Source organism: Pseudacidovorax sp. RU35E (assembly GCF_900156165.1).
In the GTDB taxonomy this organism is placed as follows: Bacteria; Pseudomonadota; Gammaproteobacteria; order Burkholderiales; family Burkholderiaceae_C; genus Xenophilus.
This window is the reverse complement of record NZ_FTMY01000010.1, coordinates 20,122-35,703: the sequence shown is the minus strand read 5'-3', so window position 1 is coordinate 35,703 and position 15,582 is coordinate 20,122. Positions and strand designations below refer to the sequence as shown.

15 protein-coding genes are annotated in these 15,582 nt (G+C 69.7%); 3 read left to right on the top strand and 12 right to left on the bottom strand.

Annotated elements, in window-relative coordinates; genetic code table 11:
* Position 1 precedes the first annotated feature (1 nt).
* Complete coding sequence (locus tag BXA03_RS18290; RefSeq protein WP_076510512.1) at positions 2 to 1,312, bottom strand: O-acetylhomoserine aminocarboxypropyltransferase; 1,311 nt, start codon at positions 1,310 to 1,312, stop codon at positions 2 to 4.
* A 158-nt stretch (positions 1,313 to 1,470) separates the two neighbouring features.
* On the opposite strand from BXA03_RS18290, the gene BXA03_RS18285 reads away from it, so the two are divergent.
* Positions 1,471 to 1,938: a CBS domain-containing protein gene (locus BXA03_RS18285; protein WP_076510510.1), complete on the top strand. Its 468-nt coding sequence runs from the start codon at positions 1,471 to 1,473 to the stop codon at positions 1,936 to 1,938.
* An 82-nt stretch (positions 1,939 to 2,020) separates the two neighbouring features.
* On the opposite strand, the gene BXA03_RS18280 is transcribed toward BXA03_RS18285, so the two are convergent.
* Positions 2,021 to 3,247: a polyhydroxyalkanoate depolymerase gene (locus BXA03_RS18280; RefSeq protein WP_076510508.1), complete on the bottom strand. Its 1,227-nt coding sequence runs from the start codon at positions 3,245 to 3,247 to the stop codon at positions 2,021 to 2,023.
* A 118-nt stretch (positions 3,248 to 3,365) separates the two neighbouring features.
* Here BXA03_RS18280 and BXA03_RS18275 point away from each other — a divergent pair, with 118 nt between their 5' ends.
* A complete protein-coding gene (locus BXA03_RS18275; RefSeq protein ID WP_076510506.1) occupies positions 3,366 to 4,022 on the top strand; it encodes a glutathione S-transferase in 657 nt (218 codons plus the stop codon).
* A gap of 48 nt (positions 4,023 to 4,070) precedes the next feature.
* Here the strand turns inward: BXA03_RS18275 and mog are convergent, their stop codons facing one another.
* Both mog and yjgA read right to left on the bottom strand, forming a co-directional pair.
* Positions 4,071 to 4,670 carry a molybdopterin adenylyltransferase gene (mog, locus tag BXA03_RS18270; RefSeq protein ID WP_076510504.1) on the bottom strand — a complete coding sequence of 200 codons (600 nt, stop codon included), beginning with the start codon at positions 4,668 to 4,670 and terminating at the stop codon, positions 4,071 to 4,073.
* Positions 4,670 to 5,326: a ribosome biogenesis factor YjgA gene (yjgA, locus tag BXA03_RS18265; protein WP_076510502.1), complete on the bottom strand. Its 657-nt coding sequence runs from the start codon at positions 5,324 to 5,326 to the stop codon at positions 4,670 to 4,672. Before yjgA ends, mog begins: the two co-directional genes overlap by 1 nt.
* Before the next feature lie 61 nt (positions 5,327 to 5,387).
* Here yjgA and pmbA point away from each other — a divergent pair, with 61 nt between their 5' ends.
* Positions 5,388 to 6,758, top strand: coding sequence for a metalloprotease PmbA (gene pmbA, locus BXA03_RS18260; protein WP_076510500.1), 1,371 nt, complete (start codon positions 5,388 to 5,390; stop codon positions 6,756 to 6,758).
* Between the two features lie 75 nt (positions 6,759 to 6,833).
* On the opposite strand, the gene BXA03_RS18255 is transcribed toward pmbA, so the two are convergent.
* The 8 genes from BXA03_RS18255 to BXA03_RS18220 all read right to left on the bottom strand — a co-directional run bounded on the left by BXA03_RS18255 (position 6,834) and on the right by BXA03_RS18220 (position 15,577).
* Positions 6,834 to 7,298, bottom strand: coding sequence for an NUDIX domain-containing protein (locus BXA03_RS18255; RefSeq protein WP_076510498.1), 465 nt, complete (start codon positions 7,296 to 7,298; stop codon positions 6,834 to 6,836).
* Between the two features lie 4 nt (positions 7,299 to 7,302).
* On the bottom strand, positions 7,303 to 7,749 hold the full coding sequence (locus BXA03_RS18250; RefSeq protein WP_076510496.1) for a GatB/YqeY domain-containing protein: 447 nt from the start codon (positions 7,747 to 7,749) through the stop codon (positions 7,303 to 7,305).
* A 202-nt stretch (positions 7,750 to 7,951) separates the two neighbouring features.
* Positions 7,952 to 8,164, bottom strand: coding sequence for a 30S ribosomal protein S21 (gene rpsU / locus BXA03_RS18245; RefSeq protein WP_017760239.1), 213 nt, complete (start codon positions 8,162 to 8,164; stop codon positions 7,952 to 7,954).
* Positions 8,165 to 8,417: 253 nt separating this feature from the next.
* On the bottom strand, positions 8,418 to 9,638 hold the full coding sequence (locus BXA03_RS18240; RefSeq protein WP_076510494.1) for a BaiN/RdsA family NAD(P)/FAD-dependent oxidoreductase: 1,221 nt from the start codon (positions 9,636 to 9,638) through the stop codon (positions 8,418 to 8,420).
* Between the two features lie 28 nt (positions 9,639 to 9,666).
* Positions 9,667 to 10,800, bottom strand: a complete 1,134-nt coding sequence (locus BXA03_RS18235) for a sterol desaturase family protein (RefSeq protein WP_076510492.1) — start codon at positions 10,798 to 10,800, stop codon at positions 9,667 to 9,669.
* Positions 10,801 to 10,977: 177 nt separating this feature from the next.
* Positions 10,978 to 11,790: a uroporphyrinogen-III C-methyltransferase gene (gene cobA / locus BXA03_RS18230; protein WP_076510490.1), complete on the bottom strand. Its 813-nt coding sequence runs from the start codon at positions 11,788 to 11,790 to the stop codon at positions 10,978 to 10,980.
* The gene (ybiB, locus tag BXA03_RS18225) at positions 11,787 to 12,695 is read right to left on the bottom strand and encodes a DNA-binding protein YbiB (protein ID WP_076510488.1); all 909 of its coding nucleotides are present in this window, start codon (positions 12,693 to 12,695) and stop codon (positions 11,787 to 11,789) included. The genes cobA and ybiB overlap by 4 nt, the downstream gene beginning before the upstream one ends.
* A gap of 47 nt (positions 12,696 to 12,742) precedes the next feature.
* Entirely contained in the window at positions 12,743 to 15,577 is a 2,835-nt protein-coding gene (locus BXA03_RS18220) for a nitrate reductase (protein WP_076510486.1), read from the bottom strand.
* Positions 15,578 to 15,582 lie beyond the last annotated feature (5 nt).

Genomic DNA, 15,582 nt, shown 5'->3' with positions numbered 1-15,582 from the left:
CTCAGGCTCCCGCCTTCTCGGCGGCCTTGAGGGCGCGCTTGAGGTCGTCGATCAGGTCGTCTGCGTCCTCCAGGCCGATGGACAGGCGGATCGTCCCCTGGCCGATGCCGGCGCCAGCCAGTGCCTCGTCGTTCATCCGGAAGTGCGTGGTGCTGGCCGGATGAATCACCAGCGAACGGCAGTCGCCCACGTTGGCCAGGTGACTGAACAGCCGCAGCGCCTCGATGAAGGCCTTGCCCTGCGCCCGGCTGCCCTTGATGTCGAAGCTGAACACCGCCCCCGCGCCGCGCGCGCCGCCGCGCAACAACCGGCCGGCCAGCGCATGGCTGGGGTGCGATTCCAGCAGTGGATGCCCCACGCGTGAGACGAAGGGATGACTGGCCAGGAACTGCACAACGCGCTCGGTGTTGGCCACATGGCGCTCCATGCGCAGCGGCAGCGTCTCGATGCCCTGCAGGATCAGCCAGGCGGTGTGCGGGCTCATGGCCGCGCCGAAGTCGCGCAGCCCTTCGCGCCGGGCGCGCAGCAGGAAGGCGCCCACCGTGCTCTCCTCGCTGAACACCATGCCGTGGAAGCCGTCGTAGCCCTGCGTCAGCTCCGGGAAGCGGCCGGCGGCCTCCCAGTCGAAGCTGCCGCCGTCCACCAGCACGCCGCCGATCACCGTGCCGTGGCCCGACAGGAACTTGGTGGCCGAGTGGTAGACCAGGTCCGCGCCCCAGTCGAAGGGCTTGATGAGGTAGGGCGAGGTGAGCGTCGAATCGACCAGCAGCGGCACCTTGGCCTCGCGGGCGATCTGCGCGATGGTGGGAATGTCCAGCACGTCCAGGCCGGGGTTGCCCACGGTCTCGCCGAAGAGCAGCTTCGTCTCCGACCGGATGGCGGCGCGCCAGCCGTCGATGTCGCCCGGCTTGACGAAGGTGGTCTCGATGCCGAAGCGGCGCATCGTGTAGTGCAGCAGGTTCTGCGAGCCGCCATAGAGCGCCGTGCTGGCCACGATGTGCGAGCCCGCGCCCATCAGCGTGGCCACGGCCAGGTGCAGCGCGGCCTGGCCGCTGGCGGTCGCGATGGCGCCGATGCCGCCTTCGAGCGCGGCCACCCGCTGCTCCAGCACCGCGTTGGTGGGGTTGCTGATGCGGCTGTAGACGTGACCGGCGCGCTCGAGGTTGAAGAGCGCGGCCGCATGGTCGCTGGACTCGAAGACGAAGGAAGTCGTCAGGTGGATGGGCACCGCGCGGGCGCCGGTGGCCGGGTCGGGCGCGGCGCCGGCATGCAGCGCGAGGGTGTCGAAGCCGGGGTCGGAATAGCCGCTCATGGCTGGGCTCCGCGCACGGGCCGTGCGGAAATGCGAGGTATCAAGCGTGTCTCCTTGTCAGCGCCCGCGTGCCGAAGCTGCGAAAAGTGTCGAGGCCGGGCGCCAGTCCCGCGGGATTGTGGGCTATATTTTCAGGACGGTTTCTTGAGGAGCACCCGATGAAAGTCAGCGACATCCTGCGCGTGAAGGGCAACACGCTCTACACCATCGGCCCAGACGATCCGCTGTCCGAGGCCGTGGACATCATGGCCGAGAAGGACATCGGCTCGCTGGTGGTCATGTCCCATGGTGACCTGGTCGGCATGCTCACCTTCCGCGAGGTGATCCTGCAGATCCAGCGCAATGGGGGTGCCGTCGGTGACACCCGGGTGCGCACGGCCATGGACGACGCGCCCCTGACCTGCACCAACGGCACCGACCTCGACGAGGTCCGCCGGATGATGCTGGAGCGCCACGCCCGCTACATGCCGGTCATGGACAAGCGCATGCTGATGGGCGTGATCAGCTTCTACGACGTGGCCAAGGCCGTGGTGGACAGCCAGAACTTCGAGAACAAGATGCTCAAGGCCTACATCCGCGACTGGCCGGCGGAAGAAGAGAACGCGCAGAACCAGCCCTCGCTCTGAAGCGAGGCAGCGTCAGGACAAGCCGCGTCGCCCGCTGGGGCACGCGGCTTTTTTACTGCCGTGGGGAGGCAACCGGAGTACGTCACCCCAGTTCAGCGGCCTGATGGATCGTCTCGCGCACCCGCGGATAGATCTGCGCATTCCACTTGCTGCCGCTGAACACGCCGTAGTGGCCCACGCCCGCCTGCAGGTGGTGCGCCTTGAGGTAGGGCCGGATGCTGCTGCACAGGTCTTGCGCCGCCACCGTCTGGCCCACGGCGCAGATGTCGTCGCGCTCGCCCTCCACGGTGAGCAGGGCCGTGCGGCGGATGGCCCGCGGATCGACGCGGCGGCCGGCGACGGTGAGTTCGCCGCGCGGCAGGTCGTAGGTCTGGAAGACCCGCTCCACCGTCTCCAGGTAGAACTCGGCCGGCAGGTCGTTCACGGCAAAGTACTCCTCATAGAAGGTGCGGATCGCCTGGGCCTTGTCCATTTCGCCTTCGACGATGTGCGCGTAGAGGCGTCGGAACTGCTCCTTGTGGCGTTCCGTGTTCATGCTCATGAAGGCCGAGAGCTGGACGAAGCCGGGGTACACCCGGCGCATGAAGCCAGCATGTGGCAGCGGCACATGGCTGATCAGGTTGCGCTCGAACCAGTCGATGGGGCGCTCGGTGGCCAGGCGGTTGACCTGCGTCGGGTTGATGCGGCAGTCCACCGGCCCGGCCATCAGCGTCAGGCTGCGCGGGGTGGCGGGGTCGTCGTCCTCGGCCATCAGCGCGGTGGCGGCCAGGGCGGCCACGCAGGGTTGGCACACCGCCACCAGATGCACGCCCGGCCCGACCGCGCGCAGGAAGTCCATCAGCTGCAGCGTGTACTCGTCCAGGCCGAAGCGGCAATGGGCCAGCGACACGTCGCGTGCGTTGTGCCAATCGGTGATGTAGACGTCGTGGTCGCGCAGCAGGGTGCGCACCGTTTCGCGTAGCAGGGTGGCGAAATGGCCCGACAACGGTGCAGCCAGCAGCACGGGGGGCTCCGCTGGTGCATCGGCCGGCCGCAGCTTGCGAAAGCGCAGCAGTGTGCCGAAGGGAGCCTGGAGGGCTTTTTCCTCGACCACGGGCACGGCCTCGCCGTTGATCGTGACCTCGCGGATGCCGTAGTCCGGGCGCTGGTGGGTGAGCTTGAGCCGATCGAAGACGTCCATCGCCGCCGACAGTCGCCGGGGCACGGTGCGCTCGTTGCCCGCGGCAAAGAGCGCATGTCCGAAGAAGTGCGACAGCTGGCGCAGCGGCGACAGCAGGTCGGCCTGCATTTGATAGGCCTGGTACAGCATGTCCCCATCAAGGCAAGTTGCGGGCCATGCCGGTGCGCAGGCGCGGCAGGGACCATGCACTGTTCTGGCACAGGCTTTGCAGGTCGTGGGGCCGGAGTCACCGACTGGAGCATTCGACATGGCCAAGGCCGTTCTCACCATCAGCAGCAAGAACTACGGCGCGTGGGCCCTCCGCGGGTGGCTGATGTGCAGACTGGCGGGTCTGGATTTCGTCGAGAAGGTCATTCCGCCCGACGATCCGGCCATGAAGGCGGAGATGCTGCTGCTGTCCTCGTCCATGCTCGTGCCCTCGCTGGAGCACCGGGGCATCCGGGTCTGGGACACGATGGCCATCGGCGAGTACCTGCACGAGAACTTTCCCAAGGCCGGCCTGCTGCCCACGGATGCAGCCGCCCGCGCCCACTGCCGTGCGATCTGCGGCGAGATGCATTCGGGCTTTTCTGCCCTGCGCGGCGCGCTGCCCATGAACATCAAGGCCCGCTTCAAGGACTTCAAGGTGTGGTCGCGCGCCCAGGCCGACATCGACCGCATCGTGGCGATCTGGCGCGAGTGCCTGGCGACCTATGGCGGCCCCTTCCTCTTCGGCGACCGGCCGGGCCTGGCCGATGCGATGTATGCGCCGGTGGTCACGCGCTTTCGCAGTTACGGCGTGGCGCTGGACGACCTGTGCGCTTCCTACAGTCAGCAAGTGCTGGAACTGCCCGCGATGCGCGAATGGATGGCCGCGGCCATGCAGGAGCCCGAAGAGATCGACGAGCTCGACGCGGAGTTCTGAGCGTGTCCCCGCGCCGGGTGGGCCCAGGCGGGCAGGAACGAAAGACGCTCAGTCGCGGGCCGGCCGGATCGCCGACTTGGGCCGGAATGCCTTGCAGACGTCGTCGTGCGTCTCGAGGTAGGGCCCGCCGATCAGGTCAATGCAGTAGGGCACGGCCGCAAAGATGCCAGGCACCATCTGGCTGCCATCGGCCGTCCTGAGGCCTTCCAGCGTCTCGGCGATGGACTTGGGCTGGCCGGGCAGGTTGATGATCAGGCTGCGATCGCGGATCACCGCCACCTGGCGCGACAGGATCGCCGTGGGCACGAAGCGCAGGCCGATCTGCCGCATCTGCTCGCCGAAGCCGGGCATCTCCTTGTGCGCGACGGCCAGCGTGGCCTCGGGCGTCACGTCGCGCGGTGCGGGGCCGGTGCCGCCGGTGGTCAGCACCAGGCTGCAGCCGGCGTCCACCAGCTCGATCAGCGCGGCGCTGATGCGCGGGGCCTCGTCGGGGATCAGGCGGGGTTCGAAGGCGATGGGGTTCTTGAGCGCCCGCGTCAGCCAGTCCTGCAGCGCGGGCAGGCCCTTGTCCTCGTAGACGCCGCTGCTGGCGCGGTCGCTGACCGAGACGATGCCGATCCTGACCGACTCGAAACCGGCGGCGGCCATCAGGCGTCTTCCTCGCGCGACTGGGCCGAGGCCTGGTCGGCATGGTCGTCGTCGCCATGCACCGACAGCTGCTCGCGGATGCGCTGGAACAGTTCGCGGAAGGCCTTCCCCTGGCGGGGCGCCTCGCCGGGCTTGCCGGCCTGGTGGTCCTTGCGGGCCTGGCGCACCAGGGCGCGCATCTGCTGGGCGTCGCTGCCGGGGTGGGTCTCGATCCAGGCGCCCAGGGCGTCGTCGTCGGCCAGCAGGCGCTCGCGCCATTGCTCGGCTTCGTGCAGCATGGCGGTGGCCTGGGCGGGGCCGCGGGCCTGCTCGTCGAGGGCGGTGCGCACCGCCTCCAGCGTCTCGGCGTCCAGCTTGCGCATGAGCTTGCCGACGAACTGCGACTGCCGCCGACGGCCTTCGAAGTTGGTGATGCGGCCGAGTTCCTTGAGGGCCTCGATCAGTTGGTCGGGCAGCTGCAGACGCTCGCGCGCCTCGCCACGCAGCGTGAGCAGGGCCTCGCCCAGCGCCTGCAGCTCGGCGCTTTCGCGCTTGAGATCGGTCTTGCTGGTCTCGATGCCGCCCTTGAGTTCGCGCTTGTATTCGATGTCGAGTTCGCTGCCTTCGGCGACGAACTGGCCACGGACGAAGTAGCCTTTTTTGGGTTTGCGGGGCATGGCGGGGGAATTGGGTGCGCCGCCCGGCCATCGGGGGCGCGTCGCTATCATTGTCCCTCACATGAGCACCACCACTTCGCGCGCGGAAAGCGGCTTCGCCTACAGCCGAGATTACTTCGAGAACCTGGTCGACACCGCCCTGGCGCATGCCAAGAAGCTGGGTGCCACCGACGCCGGCGCGGAGGCGTCCGAAGGCTGCGGACTGAGCGTCTCGGTGCGCAAGGGCCAACTCGAGAACGTGGAGCGCAACCGCGACAAGTCGCTGGGCGTCACCGTCTACGTGGGCAACCGGCGCGGCAACGCCAGCACTTCCGACTTCTCGGAAGCGGCCATCCGCCAGACGGTGCAGGCGGCGTACGACATCGCCCGCTTCACCGCCGAGGACCCGGTCGGCGGCCTGCCCGACGAGGCGGACATCGCCAAGGACCACCCGGAGCTGGACCTCTTCCATCCCTGGGCCATCGACAGCGAGGGTGCTGCCAAGCTCGCGCTCGAATGTGAGGCCGCAGCCTTGAGCACCGACCGTCGCATCACCAACAGCGAAGGTGCGGGCGTCTCGGCCCAGCAAAGCCACTTCTTCAGCGCGCACACGCACGGCTTTCGCGGCGGCTACGCCAGTTCGCGGCATTCGATCTCGGTGGCGCCCATCGCCGGCCGCGGCGACGACATGCAGCGCGACGCCTGGTACAGCTCCATGCGCTCGGCGGACGAGCTGGCCTCGCCGCAGGCGGTGGGCCGCTATGCCGCAGAGCGGGCGCTGAGCCGCCTGAAGTCGCGCAAGATCAAGACCACCGAATGCCCGGTGCTGTTCGAGTCGCCGCTGGCCGCCGGCCTGCTGGGCGGACTGGTGCAGGCCGTCAGTGGCGGATCGCTGTACCGGCGCAGTACCTTCCTGCTCGACTCGCTGGGCAAGGACGTGCTGCCCTCGCATATCGACGTGACCGAAGACCCGCACATCCGCCGTGGCAAGGGCAGCGCGCCCTTCGACGACGAGGGCGTGATCACCCGGGCGCGCACGGTGGTCGACGCTGGCCGGCTGGAAGGCTACTTCCTGTCCACCTATTCGGCCCGCAAGCTGGGCATGAAGACCACGGGCAACGCCGGTGGCTCGCACAACCTGACGCTGCGCTCGCGCCTGACCGACCCGGCCGACGACCTGGACGCCATGCTGCGCAAGCTGGGCACCGGCCTGTTCGTCATCGAGCTGATGGGGCAGGGCGTCAACTACGTCACCGGCGACTACTCGCGCGGCGCCAGCGGCTTCTGGGTCGAGAACGGGCAGATCGCCTTCCCGGTGCAGGAGATCACCATCGCCGGCAACCTCAAGTCGATGCTGATGGGCATCCAGGCCGTGGGGGCCGACGCCTACAACTACGGCGCCAAGACGGTCGGCTCGATGCTGATCGACCGGATGAAGGTGGCCGGGGCCTGAGCGAATGCTGCCAGCGCCGTAGCGCCGTCAGTCGCCTATCCGGCGGTGCCCGGGTGTCGGTGAGGGAGGCGGGCCTCAGGCGACCCGCAGCGCCTGCCAGACCCGTTCGATGGCCTGCCGGTAGGGCAGGGTGAAGCCGTCCAGCGGCTCCCCTTCGCTCAGCCAGCGGAAGTCGAAGACGAGGCCGTCCTCTTCCGGGCTGCCGTGGGCCGTGTGTTCGAAGCGCTCCGGCAGCAGTGCCTCGATGCGCATCAGGAACAGGTGCCACAGCTGTTCATGCGTGTGGTCGTTGCCCTCGTGGCCCGCGTCGCAGTGGCGCAGCAGCGTGCCCAGCGGCTGCAGCGGGCCGTCGAAGCGCAGGCCGGATTCCTCCAGCAGCTCGCGGCGCACGGCATCCTCCGGCGACTCGCCGGGCTCGATGGTGCCCTTGACCAGCTGCATGCCGCGGTCGCCCGGATGGTGGAAGACCAGCAGCCGGCCGCGCGCGTCCACCACGCAGGCGCAGGCCTTGCCGATGGGCGCGGCGACTGGCGCATTCATGCGGTCAGCCGGCCAGGGCCGCCTTGACGGCCGCGCTCACCTGGCCCATTTCGGCCTTGCCGGCCAGGCGCTGCTTGGCGGCGCCCATCACCTTGCCCATGTCGCCGGGGCCGCTGGCGCCCAGCTCGGCCACGATGGCCTTCACTTCTGCAGCGATCTCGTCGGCGCCCAGGCGCTGGGGCAGGTAGGCCTCGAGCACGACAACCTCGGCCGCTTCCTTGTCGGCCAGCTCGGTGCGGCCGGCCTGGGTGAAGGCGGCGATGGAGTCCTTGCGCTGCTTGATCATCTTGTCGATGACGCCGACGACGGCGGCGTCGTCCAGCTCGATGCGCTCGTCCACTTCCTTCTGCTTCATCGCGGCCAGCAGCAGGCGGATGGTGCCCAGGCGCTCGGCTTCCTTGGCGCGCATGGCGGTCTTCATGTCTTCGGTGATGCGGGCCTTGAGGCTCATGGTGCGTCCTTGCTGCAGGGGAATGGAGGAAAAGGCGGCGCGCTCCCCGTGGCGTGCGGCCTGGGCCCGTGGACCGGGCGGTGTCTTCGCCGGCGCTCGGCCGGCGGCAGAAAAACAAAAGCCGCGGCAGGTTTCCCCGGCGCGGCTTGCGTGGTGCGTGACCGGCGGCGTCGAGGACGTGCCGGCGTTGCCCGCGGATCGATCAGTACAGCTTCTTGGGCAGCTGCATGCTGCGCACGCGCTTGTAGTGGCGCTTGACGGCCGCAGCCTTCTTGCGCTTGCGCTCGGCGGTCGGCTTTTCGTAGAACTCGCGAGCGCGCAGGTCGGTCAGCAGGCCGATCTTCTCGATGGTGCGCTTGAAGCGACGCAGTGCGACGTCGAAGGGCTCGTTTTCTTTAACGCGGATGGTGGTCATTGATTCAAAGAGATGTTGAATGTGACCAGGGAAGATCGAGGCCCCCGGCCGGTGGTCCTCAACTCGAAAGATGTGCGGCCCGCTGAGGGGTAGGCCAGAGTTAGCCCGCTAATGTAGCAGGTTCGGGGCTGCCGCTCAAGCTGCGTCGGGAGGCCGGCGACCGTACCCATCGCGATGCTGGAGACGCCGGGGCCGAGGCGCTGCCATCAGGCAAGCCCGCGGCGCCGCGCTGCGCCGGCTGTGGCTGGCGCATTCAGCCGGCCCGCAGCGCCTGCGCGCAGGCGTGGGCGCTGGCCCAGGCCCACTGGAAGTTGTAGCCGCCCAGCCAGCCGGTCACGTCCACCGTCTCGCCGATGAAGAAGAGGCCGGGCTGGCGCGCGGCTTCCAGGGTCTGCGAGGACAGCTCGCGCGTGTCCACGCCGCCGGCCGTGACCTCGGCCTTCTTGTAGCCCTCGGTGCCGTCGGGCACCAGCGACCAGCGGCTGATGCGCTCGGCCAGCCGGGCCAGCGACTTGTCGGCCGCCTCGTTGATGGGCCGCTGCAGGCCCGGGTCCTCGCCGGTCCAGGCGTCGGCCAGCCGCGAGGGCACCAGCGTCGCCAGTTCGTTGGCCACCCGTTTGCGCGAATCGCGCTTGGCCTCGGTCAGGCGGGCCTGCACGTCGGTGTTGGGCGCAAAGTCCAGCGTCAGCGGCGTGCCCGGCTGCCAGTAGCTGGAGATCTGCAGGATGGCCGGGCCCGACAGGCCGCGGTGCGTGAACAGCAGGTCCTCGTCGAAGCGCATGCGCGCCTTGCCGCTGCCGGTGCTGATGGCTACCGGCAGCGCCAGCCCGGCCAGTTGCGCATAGGGCGCCCAGGCCTGGCCGCCGAAAGTCAGCGGCACCAGCGCGGGCCGCGGGGCAATGGTCCTGAGACCGAACTGCGCGGCGATGCGCCAGCCGAAGTCGGTGGCGCCGATCTGCGGGATGGCCAGTCCGCCGGTGGCGATGACCAGCTGCGGCGCCTCCACCGGCCCGCGCGCGGTCTGCAGCCGGTAGGGGCCAGCGTCGGCGTCGAAGACGACCGACTGCACGGCGCAGGGCTGCCAGTGTTCGACGTGGCCATCGGCGCATTCGGCCAGCAGCAGGTCGATGATCTGCTGCGAGGGCCCGTCGCAGAAGAGCTGGCCCTTGTGCTTCTCGTGCCAGGCGATGCCGTGGCGGTCGACCAGGGCGATGAAGTCGGCCGGCGTGTAGCGGGCCAGCGCCGAGCGGCAGAAATGCGGGTTCTCGCCCAGGTAATGGCGCTGCGGCGCCCGCGGGTCGAGTTCGCGGTTGGTGAAGTTGCATCGGCCACCGCCGGAGATGCGGATCTTCTCGGCCACGCGTTCGGCATGGTCGATGAGCAGCACGCGCAGGCCGCGCTGGCCGGCCTGCGCCGCGCAGAAGAGCCCGGCGGCGCCGGCGCCGATGACGATGGCGTCGAAGGACGCCGTCATGCGGCAGTCGAAGAAATGGACACCAGGATCAGCCTTTCCAGACGAAGGGGAATTTCAGTTGGCGCAGGAAGCCGTTGGGCACGTAGTCGCCGAGCACGCCGTAGCGCTCGGGCCACATCCTGCTGCTCTTCACGGCGGTGCCGAACAGGTGGTCGAGGAAAGCGTAGTGCGCGGCGTAGTTCTTGTCCAAGGCTTCCTCGTCCTGGCTGTGGTGCCAGTGGTGGAAGTTGGGCGTCACGACCAGATAGCGCAGCGGGCCCAGCCGCACGCTCACGTTGCAATGGTTGAAGACCGCCTGGAAGCCCACGATGACGATGTACGCATCGATCACCTCTTTCGAAAATCCAAGCACGTAGATGGGTGCCAGTACCAGGGTGCGGGTGATCAGCAGCTCCAGGATGTGCTGGCGCGAGCCGGCCAGCCAGTCCATGCTCTTGACGCTGTGATGGACCGCGTGAAGGCGCCATAGCAGCGGCACCTCGTGGTAAGCGCGGTGGGTCCAGTACTGCACCAAGTCGGCCACGAGGACGATGAGCAGCAGTCCGGCCCAGAAGGGCAAGCCCTGAACCCAGCCCCGAAGGCCATCATTGGCGGCCCAGCCGAAGAAGCGGTGCACCAGCAGGTTGGTCGCCAGGAGGACGAAGCCCACGATCATGTGGTTGACGATGAAGTGGTGCAGGTCGGTCTGCCACTCGGCGCGGAAGACGGGCTGGTCCTTGCGGTGCGCGAACAGCTTCTCGATGAAGATGAAGAGCAGGGCCGAGCCCAGCAGGTCGAGGATGAACCAGTCCAGCCCGATATAGGGCGTGCCGCTTGGAAAGTCCGGGTGCACCGGCACCTTGTGGCCGCCCAGCACGGCCGACAGCACGACGAGCAGGAAGGCGAAGGAAGAGAGCCAGCGGGTGCGGTTGAACAGGATGTTCACCAGCGCCAGGCCGCCAGCGATCACCATCGCTGCCAGCATCACGTAGCGGATGGCGTCGACGTTGTAACTCTTGCGAAGCTCGGGTGTGGTGAGGTACTGCGGGAAGTGGAAGGCGAGCACGCCCAGGAAGCAAAGAATGCCGAGCGACAGGGCGATGACGCCTGTCACCATGCCTTTGCCGCGTTGAAGGGTGCCGTAGCTTTCCGCCAGATCCTGAAGCCGGTCGATGTGCAGCATGTTGTGTGGTCCTCCTGTCTGCTGTTTTCGGGCGCGCGGATTCTAGGAGGGGCCCATGCATGCAAGGGCGGGGACGCCTGCTCTGAAAAGTCGCGGCCAGGCGCGAGTTCTCGCGCCGCCGGGCGGACGGCTGGGTGCCTGCGCGAGGCCGCCCGTGGGCTGCCGGGGAGGATGTGCTCAGGTGCCGAAGCGGGAGGCGGCCGGCGCGCCAGCCGCCGCCATGCCGCGCAGCACGTCGCCCACCACGATGATGGACGGACTGCCCAGGCCGCTCTGTGCCAGTTCGGGGACCAGCGTGCCCAGCGTGGCGACGATCTGCCGCTGCCGCGGCAGGCTGGCGTGCTGCACCACCGCCACCGGCGTCGCGGCCGGCAGGCCGCCGGCCAGCAACTGCTGCTGGATGTGGGCCGCGCCAGCCACGCCCATGTAGATCACCAGCGTCAGCCGGGCGCCCCGCGCCGTGGCGGCCAGGGCCGCCCAGTCGGTGCTGTCGTGGCGGGCGCTGTCGGCCGCGCCGGTCTTGGCATGGCCCGTGACGAACACCACGCCCGCCGCATGGTCGCGGTGGGTCAGGGGCACGCCCAGGGCCGTGACGGCGGCCAGGCCGGCGGTGATGCCGTTGACCACCTCGCAGGCGATGCCGGCTTCGCGCAGGTGTTCGACCTCCTCGCCGCCGCGGCCAAAGACGAAGGGGTCGCCGCCCTTGAGGCGCACCACGGTCTCGCCTTCCTGCACCGCAGTGATCATCAGCTTCTCGATGAAGGCCTGCGGCGTGCTCTTGCAGCCGCCGCGCTTGCCGACGTGCACGATGCGCGCGTCGGGCCGCGCCCATTGCAGGATCTCGTCGTTGACCAGGTCGTCCACCAGCAGCACGGTGGCGGCCTGGATGGCCTTCACGGCCTTCAGGGTAAGCAGTTCCGGATCTCCAGGGCCAGCACCGACGAGGGTGCAGCGGCCGAGAGGGCGGGAGGCGTTGGTGGGCGTGTTCATGCGTGGGCAGCCAGATGGCGGATGTGCGCGACCTGGGCGGCGATCGCTTCGGGAAGGGGCAGTTCGCCCGCCAGCACGCGGCGGGTGTAGGCGGCGGTGACGGCGGCGTCCAGTTCGGCCGGCAGGCCCGGGATCTCGGCCAGCGTGCCGGGCTGCTGCGTCTGCAGCGGCTGGCGCTGGCCGCGCACGAAGCCTTCGATGTGCAGCGTGCGGCGCGGGTCCACGACCACCTCGCCTTCGAGGCCGCGCGAGAGCATGGCCGTCATGCCCAGTAGCTCGAACAGCTCGGTCATCACCGTGCCGAAAGCGGGATGGGTGTAGCTGCCGATTACCACCGCCGGGCCGGCCACCGGCTGCATCAGCTTGACCACGCTGTGGCCCGCATTGCGCAGGCCGACCACGCGGCGCACCTCCAGCAGGCGCTTGAGGCCGGGATGCAGCAGGCCGGTATCGACCACGGCGATCTGGCCCGCGTCCAGCGGCGTGAGCGTCGTCGCTTCGGCATGGCCCAGTTCGGCCAGCACCTCGGCGGCCGTGACGCGGCTGCTTTCGGTGCGGCTGCCGTGCACCAGCACCGGCAGGCCTTCGCGGGCCAGCAGCAGCGCCAGCAGGGGCGTGAGCACCGGCAACCGGCGCGCGCCGTTGTAGCTCGGCAGCACGACCACCGGCCCGGCCAGGCTCTGCACGCAGGCCAGCCGCGCATGGGTGGCGTCGAGGAAGCCGGCCATCTCCTGCGTGGTCTCGCCCTTGACGCGCATGGCCAGGCAGAAGGCGCCGATCTCCAGGTCGGTGACGCTGCCGTCCAGCACCTGGCCGAAGAGGTCCGCCGCCTGTTCGCGGGCGAGGGGCTTCGCACCGCGGGCGCCGCGGCCGATGTCCTTGATGTAGTGCGCAATGCTTCCCATGGGTGTCCGAATTGTCCCGCAGCGCTTATGCCGGAATGCGCAGGCGCTTATGCCGCACGGCGCTGCAGGCGCACCGGCGTCTCGCGCACCATGCGCCGCAGTTCGGGCACGCAGGAGCCGCAGTTGGTGCCGCAGCGCAGTGCCTGCTGCAGGCTGGACAGCCGGGCCGCCTCGCTGCCCTCGCAGGCGGCCAGGTGGCCGGCAATGTCCTGTTCGGCCACGCCGAAGCAGTTGCACACGGTCTTGCCGCGCGACACCACGGCCACCGGCGGCGTGGCCTGGTAGGAGAGCAGGCGGCGCCCGAAGTCCTGCGCCGGCAGCCGGTCCTGGATCAGGGTCTTGAGCCAGCCCTCGGCCCGCGTGTCGCCGGCCAGCAGCACGGCGCGCACATGGGCCTGCTCGCCATCGCGCTGCAGCCGCACCGCGCGGCGGTGGCCCCGGGCCGGGTCGGCATAGCGCAGGGCCTGGCCGTCGCACAGGCCGAGCAGGGCTTCGATGCGGTCCACCAGCGCGGCCGGTGGCGGCGCATCGGCCGCGGCGCGCAGCAGCACGCCGCCTTCGCCGCCGCCCGCACCCTCGTCGCCGAAGGGCACGCAGCTGACGAAGCGCAGGTCGCGCGCCGCCTCGCGCAATGCCTGCCGCACGGCCAGCGCCCGGTCGGCCGGCAGCCAGGCGATGCCCAGCAGCGTCCAGGGCAGGGCCGCGCGGCGGATGCGTACGGCCGCGTGCTTGAGTTCGGGCTGCTTGGAGGTGGGGCAGAAGGTGGGCGTCGTCAGGCCGTTGACGCCGGTCATCTCGCGACCCTGCGCGTCCCGGCCGCCGAGGAATTCCTCGCCCCAGTGCATGGCGAGGAAGGTCTGCGCCGGCGCCAGCGTGGCATCGGGCTGCACCGGCAGCACCGCGCTGCCGCGGCGGGAGGCGACCTCGACCAGGTCGCCCGCCGCCAGGCCTTCGCGGGCCATGTCCTGCGGCGCCATCTGCAGCGCCGGTTCGGCCACATGGCCGAAGAGGCGGCCCAGCGTGCCGGTGCGGCTCATGCCATGCCACTGGTCGCGCAGGCGGCCGGTGTTGAGGGAATAGGGCCAGTCGGCATCGCGTGCCTCGGCCAGCGGGCGCCAGGGCTCGGGGCTGAAGCGGGCGCGGCCGTCGGGCGTGGCGAAGACGCCGTCCTGGTACAGGCGCGCCGTGCCGGCCGCCTGCCCTTCGGGCATGGGCCACTGCTGCGGGCCGAGTTCGTCCAGCAGGGGGTAGGAGAGGCCGGTGATGTCGAGGTCGCGGCCACGGGTGGTGGCGCGGTGTTCGTTCCAGACCTGCTCGGGCGTGTCGTAGGCGGTGAGGGCGGGCGTGGCGGGCGCCCGTGCCTGCAGGGCCAGCCGCGATTGCAGCCGCTGGCCGAAGTCGGCCGCGATGGCCCAGTCATGGCGCGCCTCGCCCGGCGCTGGCACGGCGGGCCGCACGCGCGAGATGCGCCGCTCGCTGTTGGTGACCGTGCCGTCCTTCTCGCCCCAGGTGGTGGCGGGCAGCAGCAGGTCGGCGAAGCCCGCGGTGGCGGTGGTGGCGAAGGCCTCCTGCAGCACGACGAATTCGCAGCGTTCCAGGGCCCGGCGCACCAGCGCCTGGTCGGGCATGGACTGGGCCGGGTTGGTGCACGCGATCCACAGCGCGCGCACCCGGCCTTCGGCGGCGGCGCGGAACATCTCGATGGCGCTCAGGCCCGGCGTGGCCGGGATGGCCGGCACGCCCCAGAAGGCGGCCACCTCGGCCCGGTGCGCGGCATTGGCCATGTCGCGGTGGGCCGGCAGCAGGTTCGACAGGCCGCCCACCTCGCGCCCGCCCATGGCATTGGGCTGGCCGGTGAGCGAGAAGGGCCCGGCGCCCGGTTGGCCGATCTGGCCGGTGGCCAGGTGCAGGTTGATGAGCGCCGCGTTCTTGTCCGTGCCGTGCGAGGACTGGTTCAGGCCCATGCAGTAGAGGCTGAGCGTGGGCGCACGATGCGCCACATCGCCGCTGCCGCCGGTGGCGAAGAGCCGTGCGGCCTGCTCGATGTCGGCCACGGCCAGGCCGCAGACCTCGGCCACGCGCTCGGGCGTGCAGTCACGCACCGTCTCGCGTAGCGCTTCGAAGCCCTGGGTGTGGGCGGCGATGAAGGCGACGTCGGTCCAGCCCTCGCGCAGCATCACGTGCAGCAGGCCGTGAAAGAGCATCACGTCGCTGCCTGGCTGAAGGGCCAGGTGCATGTCGGCGATTTCGCAGGTGTCGGTGCGGCGTGGGTCGACCACCACGATCTTCATGGCGGGGTTGGCACGCTTCGCTTCCTCGATGCGGCGGAAGAAGATGGGATGGGCCCAGGCCGCATTGCTGCCGGCGACGAACAGGCAGCCGGCGTCCTTCACGTCGTCGTAGCAGGCGGGCGGGGCGTCGGCGCCCAGCGTCTTCTTGTAGCCGGCCACGGCGCTGCTCATGCACAGGCGCGAGTTGGTGTCCAGGTTGTTGGTGCCGACGAGGCCCTTGGCCAGCTTGTTGAAGACGTAGTAGTCCTCGGTGAGGAGCTGGCCCGAGAGGTAGAAGCCCACGGCGTCGGGCCCGTCTTCGGCGATCACGTGGGCGAAGCGTTCGGCTGCCAGGTCCAGGGCCTCGTTCCAGCCGATGGCCTGGGGCGTCTCGCCGCGCTTGGGGCGCAGCGCCGGTGCCAGCAGCCGCGCCTGCTGCGAGATGGTGGGCGATGCCGTCAGGTGCAGCGTGCTGCCCTTGGTGCACAGGCGGCCGAAGTTGGCGGGGTGGGACGGATCGCCGCGCACGCCGGTGATGCGGTCGCCTTCGGTCTGGATCACCACACCGCAGCCCACGCCGCAGTAGGGACAGGTGGATTTCGTTTCAGACATGGCTC

Excerpts from the sequence above, each read along its gene's own strand:
- BXA03_RS18290 (WP_076510512.1), bottom strand. The coding sequence starts at position 1,312 with ATGAGCGGCTATTCCGACCCCGGCTTCGACACCCTCGCGCTGCATGCC.
- BXA03_RS18285 (WP_076510510.1), top strand. The coding sequence starts at position 1,471 with ATGAAAGTCAGCGACATCCTGCGCGTGAAGGGCAACACGCTCTACACC.
- BXA03_RS18280 (WP_076510508.1), bottom strand. The coding sequence starts at position 3,247 with ATGCTGTACCAGGCCTATCAAATGCAGGCCGACCTGCTGTCGCCGCTG.
- BXA03_RS18275 (WP_076510506.1), top strand. The coding sequence starts at position 3,366 with ATGGCCAAGGCCGTTCTCACCATCAGCAGCAAGAACTACGGCGCGTGG.
- mog (WP_076510504.1), bottom strand. The coding sequence starts at position 4,670 with ATGGCCGCCGCCGGTTTCGAGTCGGTCAGGATCGGCATCGTCTCGGTC.
- yjgA (WP_076510502.1), bottom strand. The coding sequence starts at position 5,326 with ATGCCCCGCAAACCCAAAAAAGGCTACTTCGTCCGTGGCCAGTTCGTC.
- pmbA (WP_076510500.1), top strand. The coding sequence starts at position 5,388 with ATGAGCACCACCACTTCGCGCGCGGAAAGCGGCTTCGCCTACAGCCGA.
- BXA03_RS18255 (WP_076510498.1), bottom strand. The coding sequence starts at position 7,298 with ATGAATGCGCCAGTCGCCGCGCCCATCGGCAAGGCCTGCGCCTGCGTG.
- BXA03_RS18250 (WP_076510496.1), bottom strand. The coding sequence starts at position 7,749 with ATGAGCCTCAAGGCCCGCATCACCGAAGACATGAAGACCGCCATGCGC.
- rpsU (WP_017760239.1), bottom strand. The coding sequence starts at position 8,164 with ATGACCACCATCCGCGTTAAAGAAAACGAGCCCTTCGACGTCGCACTG.
- BXA03_RS18240 (WP_076510494.1), bottom strand. The coding sequence starts at position 9,638 with ATGACGGCGTCCTTCGACGCCATCGTCATCGGCGCCGGCGCCGCCGGG.
- BXA03_RS18235 (WP_076510492.1), bottom strand. The coding sequence starts at position 10,800 with ATGCTGCACATCGACCGGCTTCAGGATCTGGCGGAAAGCTACGGCACC.
- cobA (WP_076510490.1), bottom strand. The coding sequence starts at position 11,790 with ATGAACACGCCCACCAACGCCTCCCGCCCTCTCGGCCGCTGCACCCTC.
- ybiB (WP_076510488.1), bottom strand. The coding sequence starts at position 12,695 with ATGGGAAGCATTGCGCACTACATCAAGGACATCGGCCGCGGCGCCCGC.
- BXA03_RS18220 (WP_076510486.1), bottom strand. The coding sequence starts at position 15,577 with ATGTCTGAAACGAAATCCACCTGTCCCTACTGCGGCGTGGGCTGCGGT.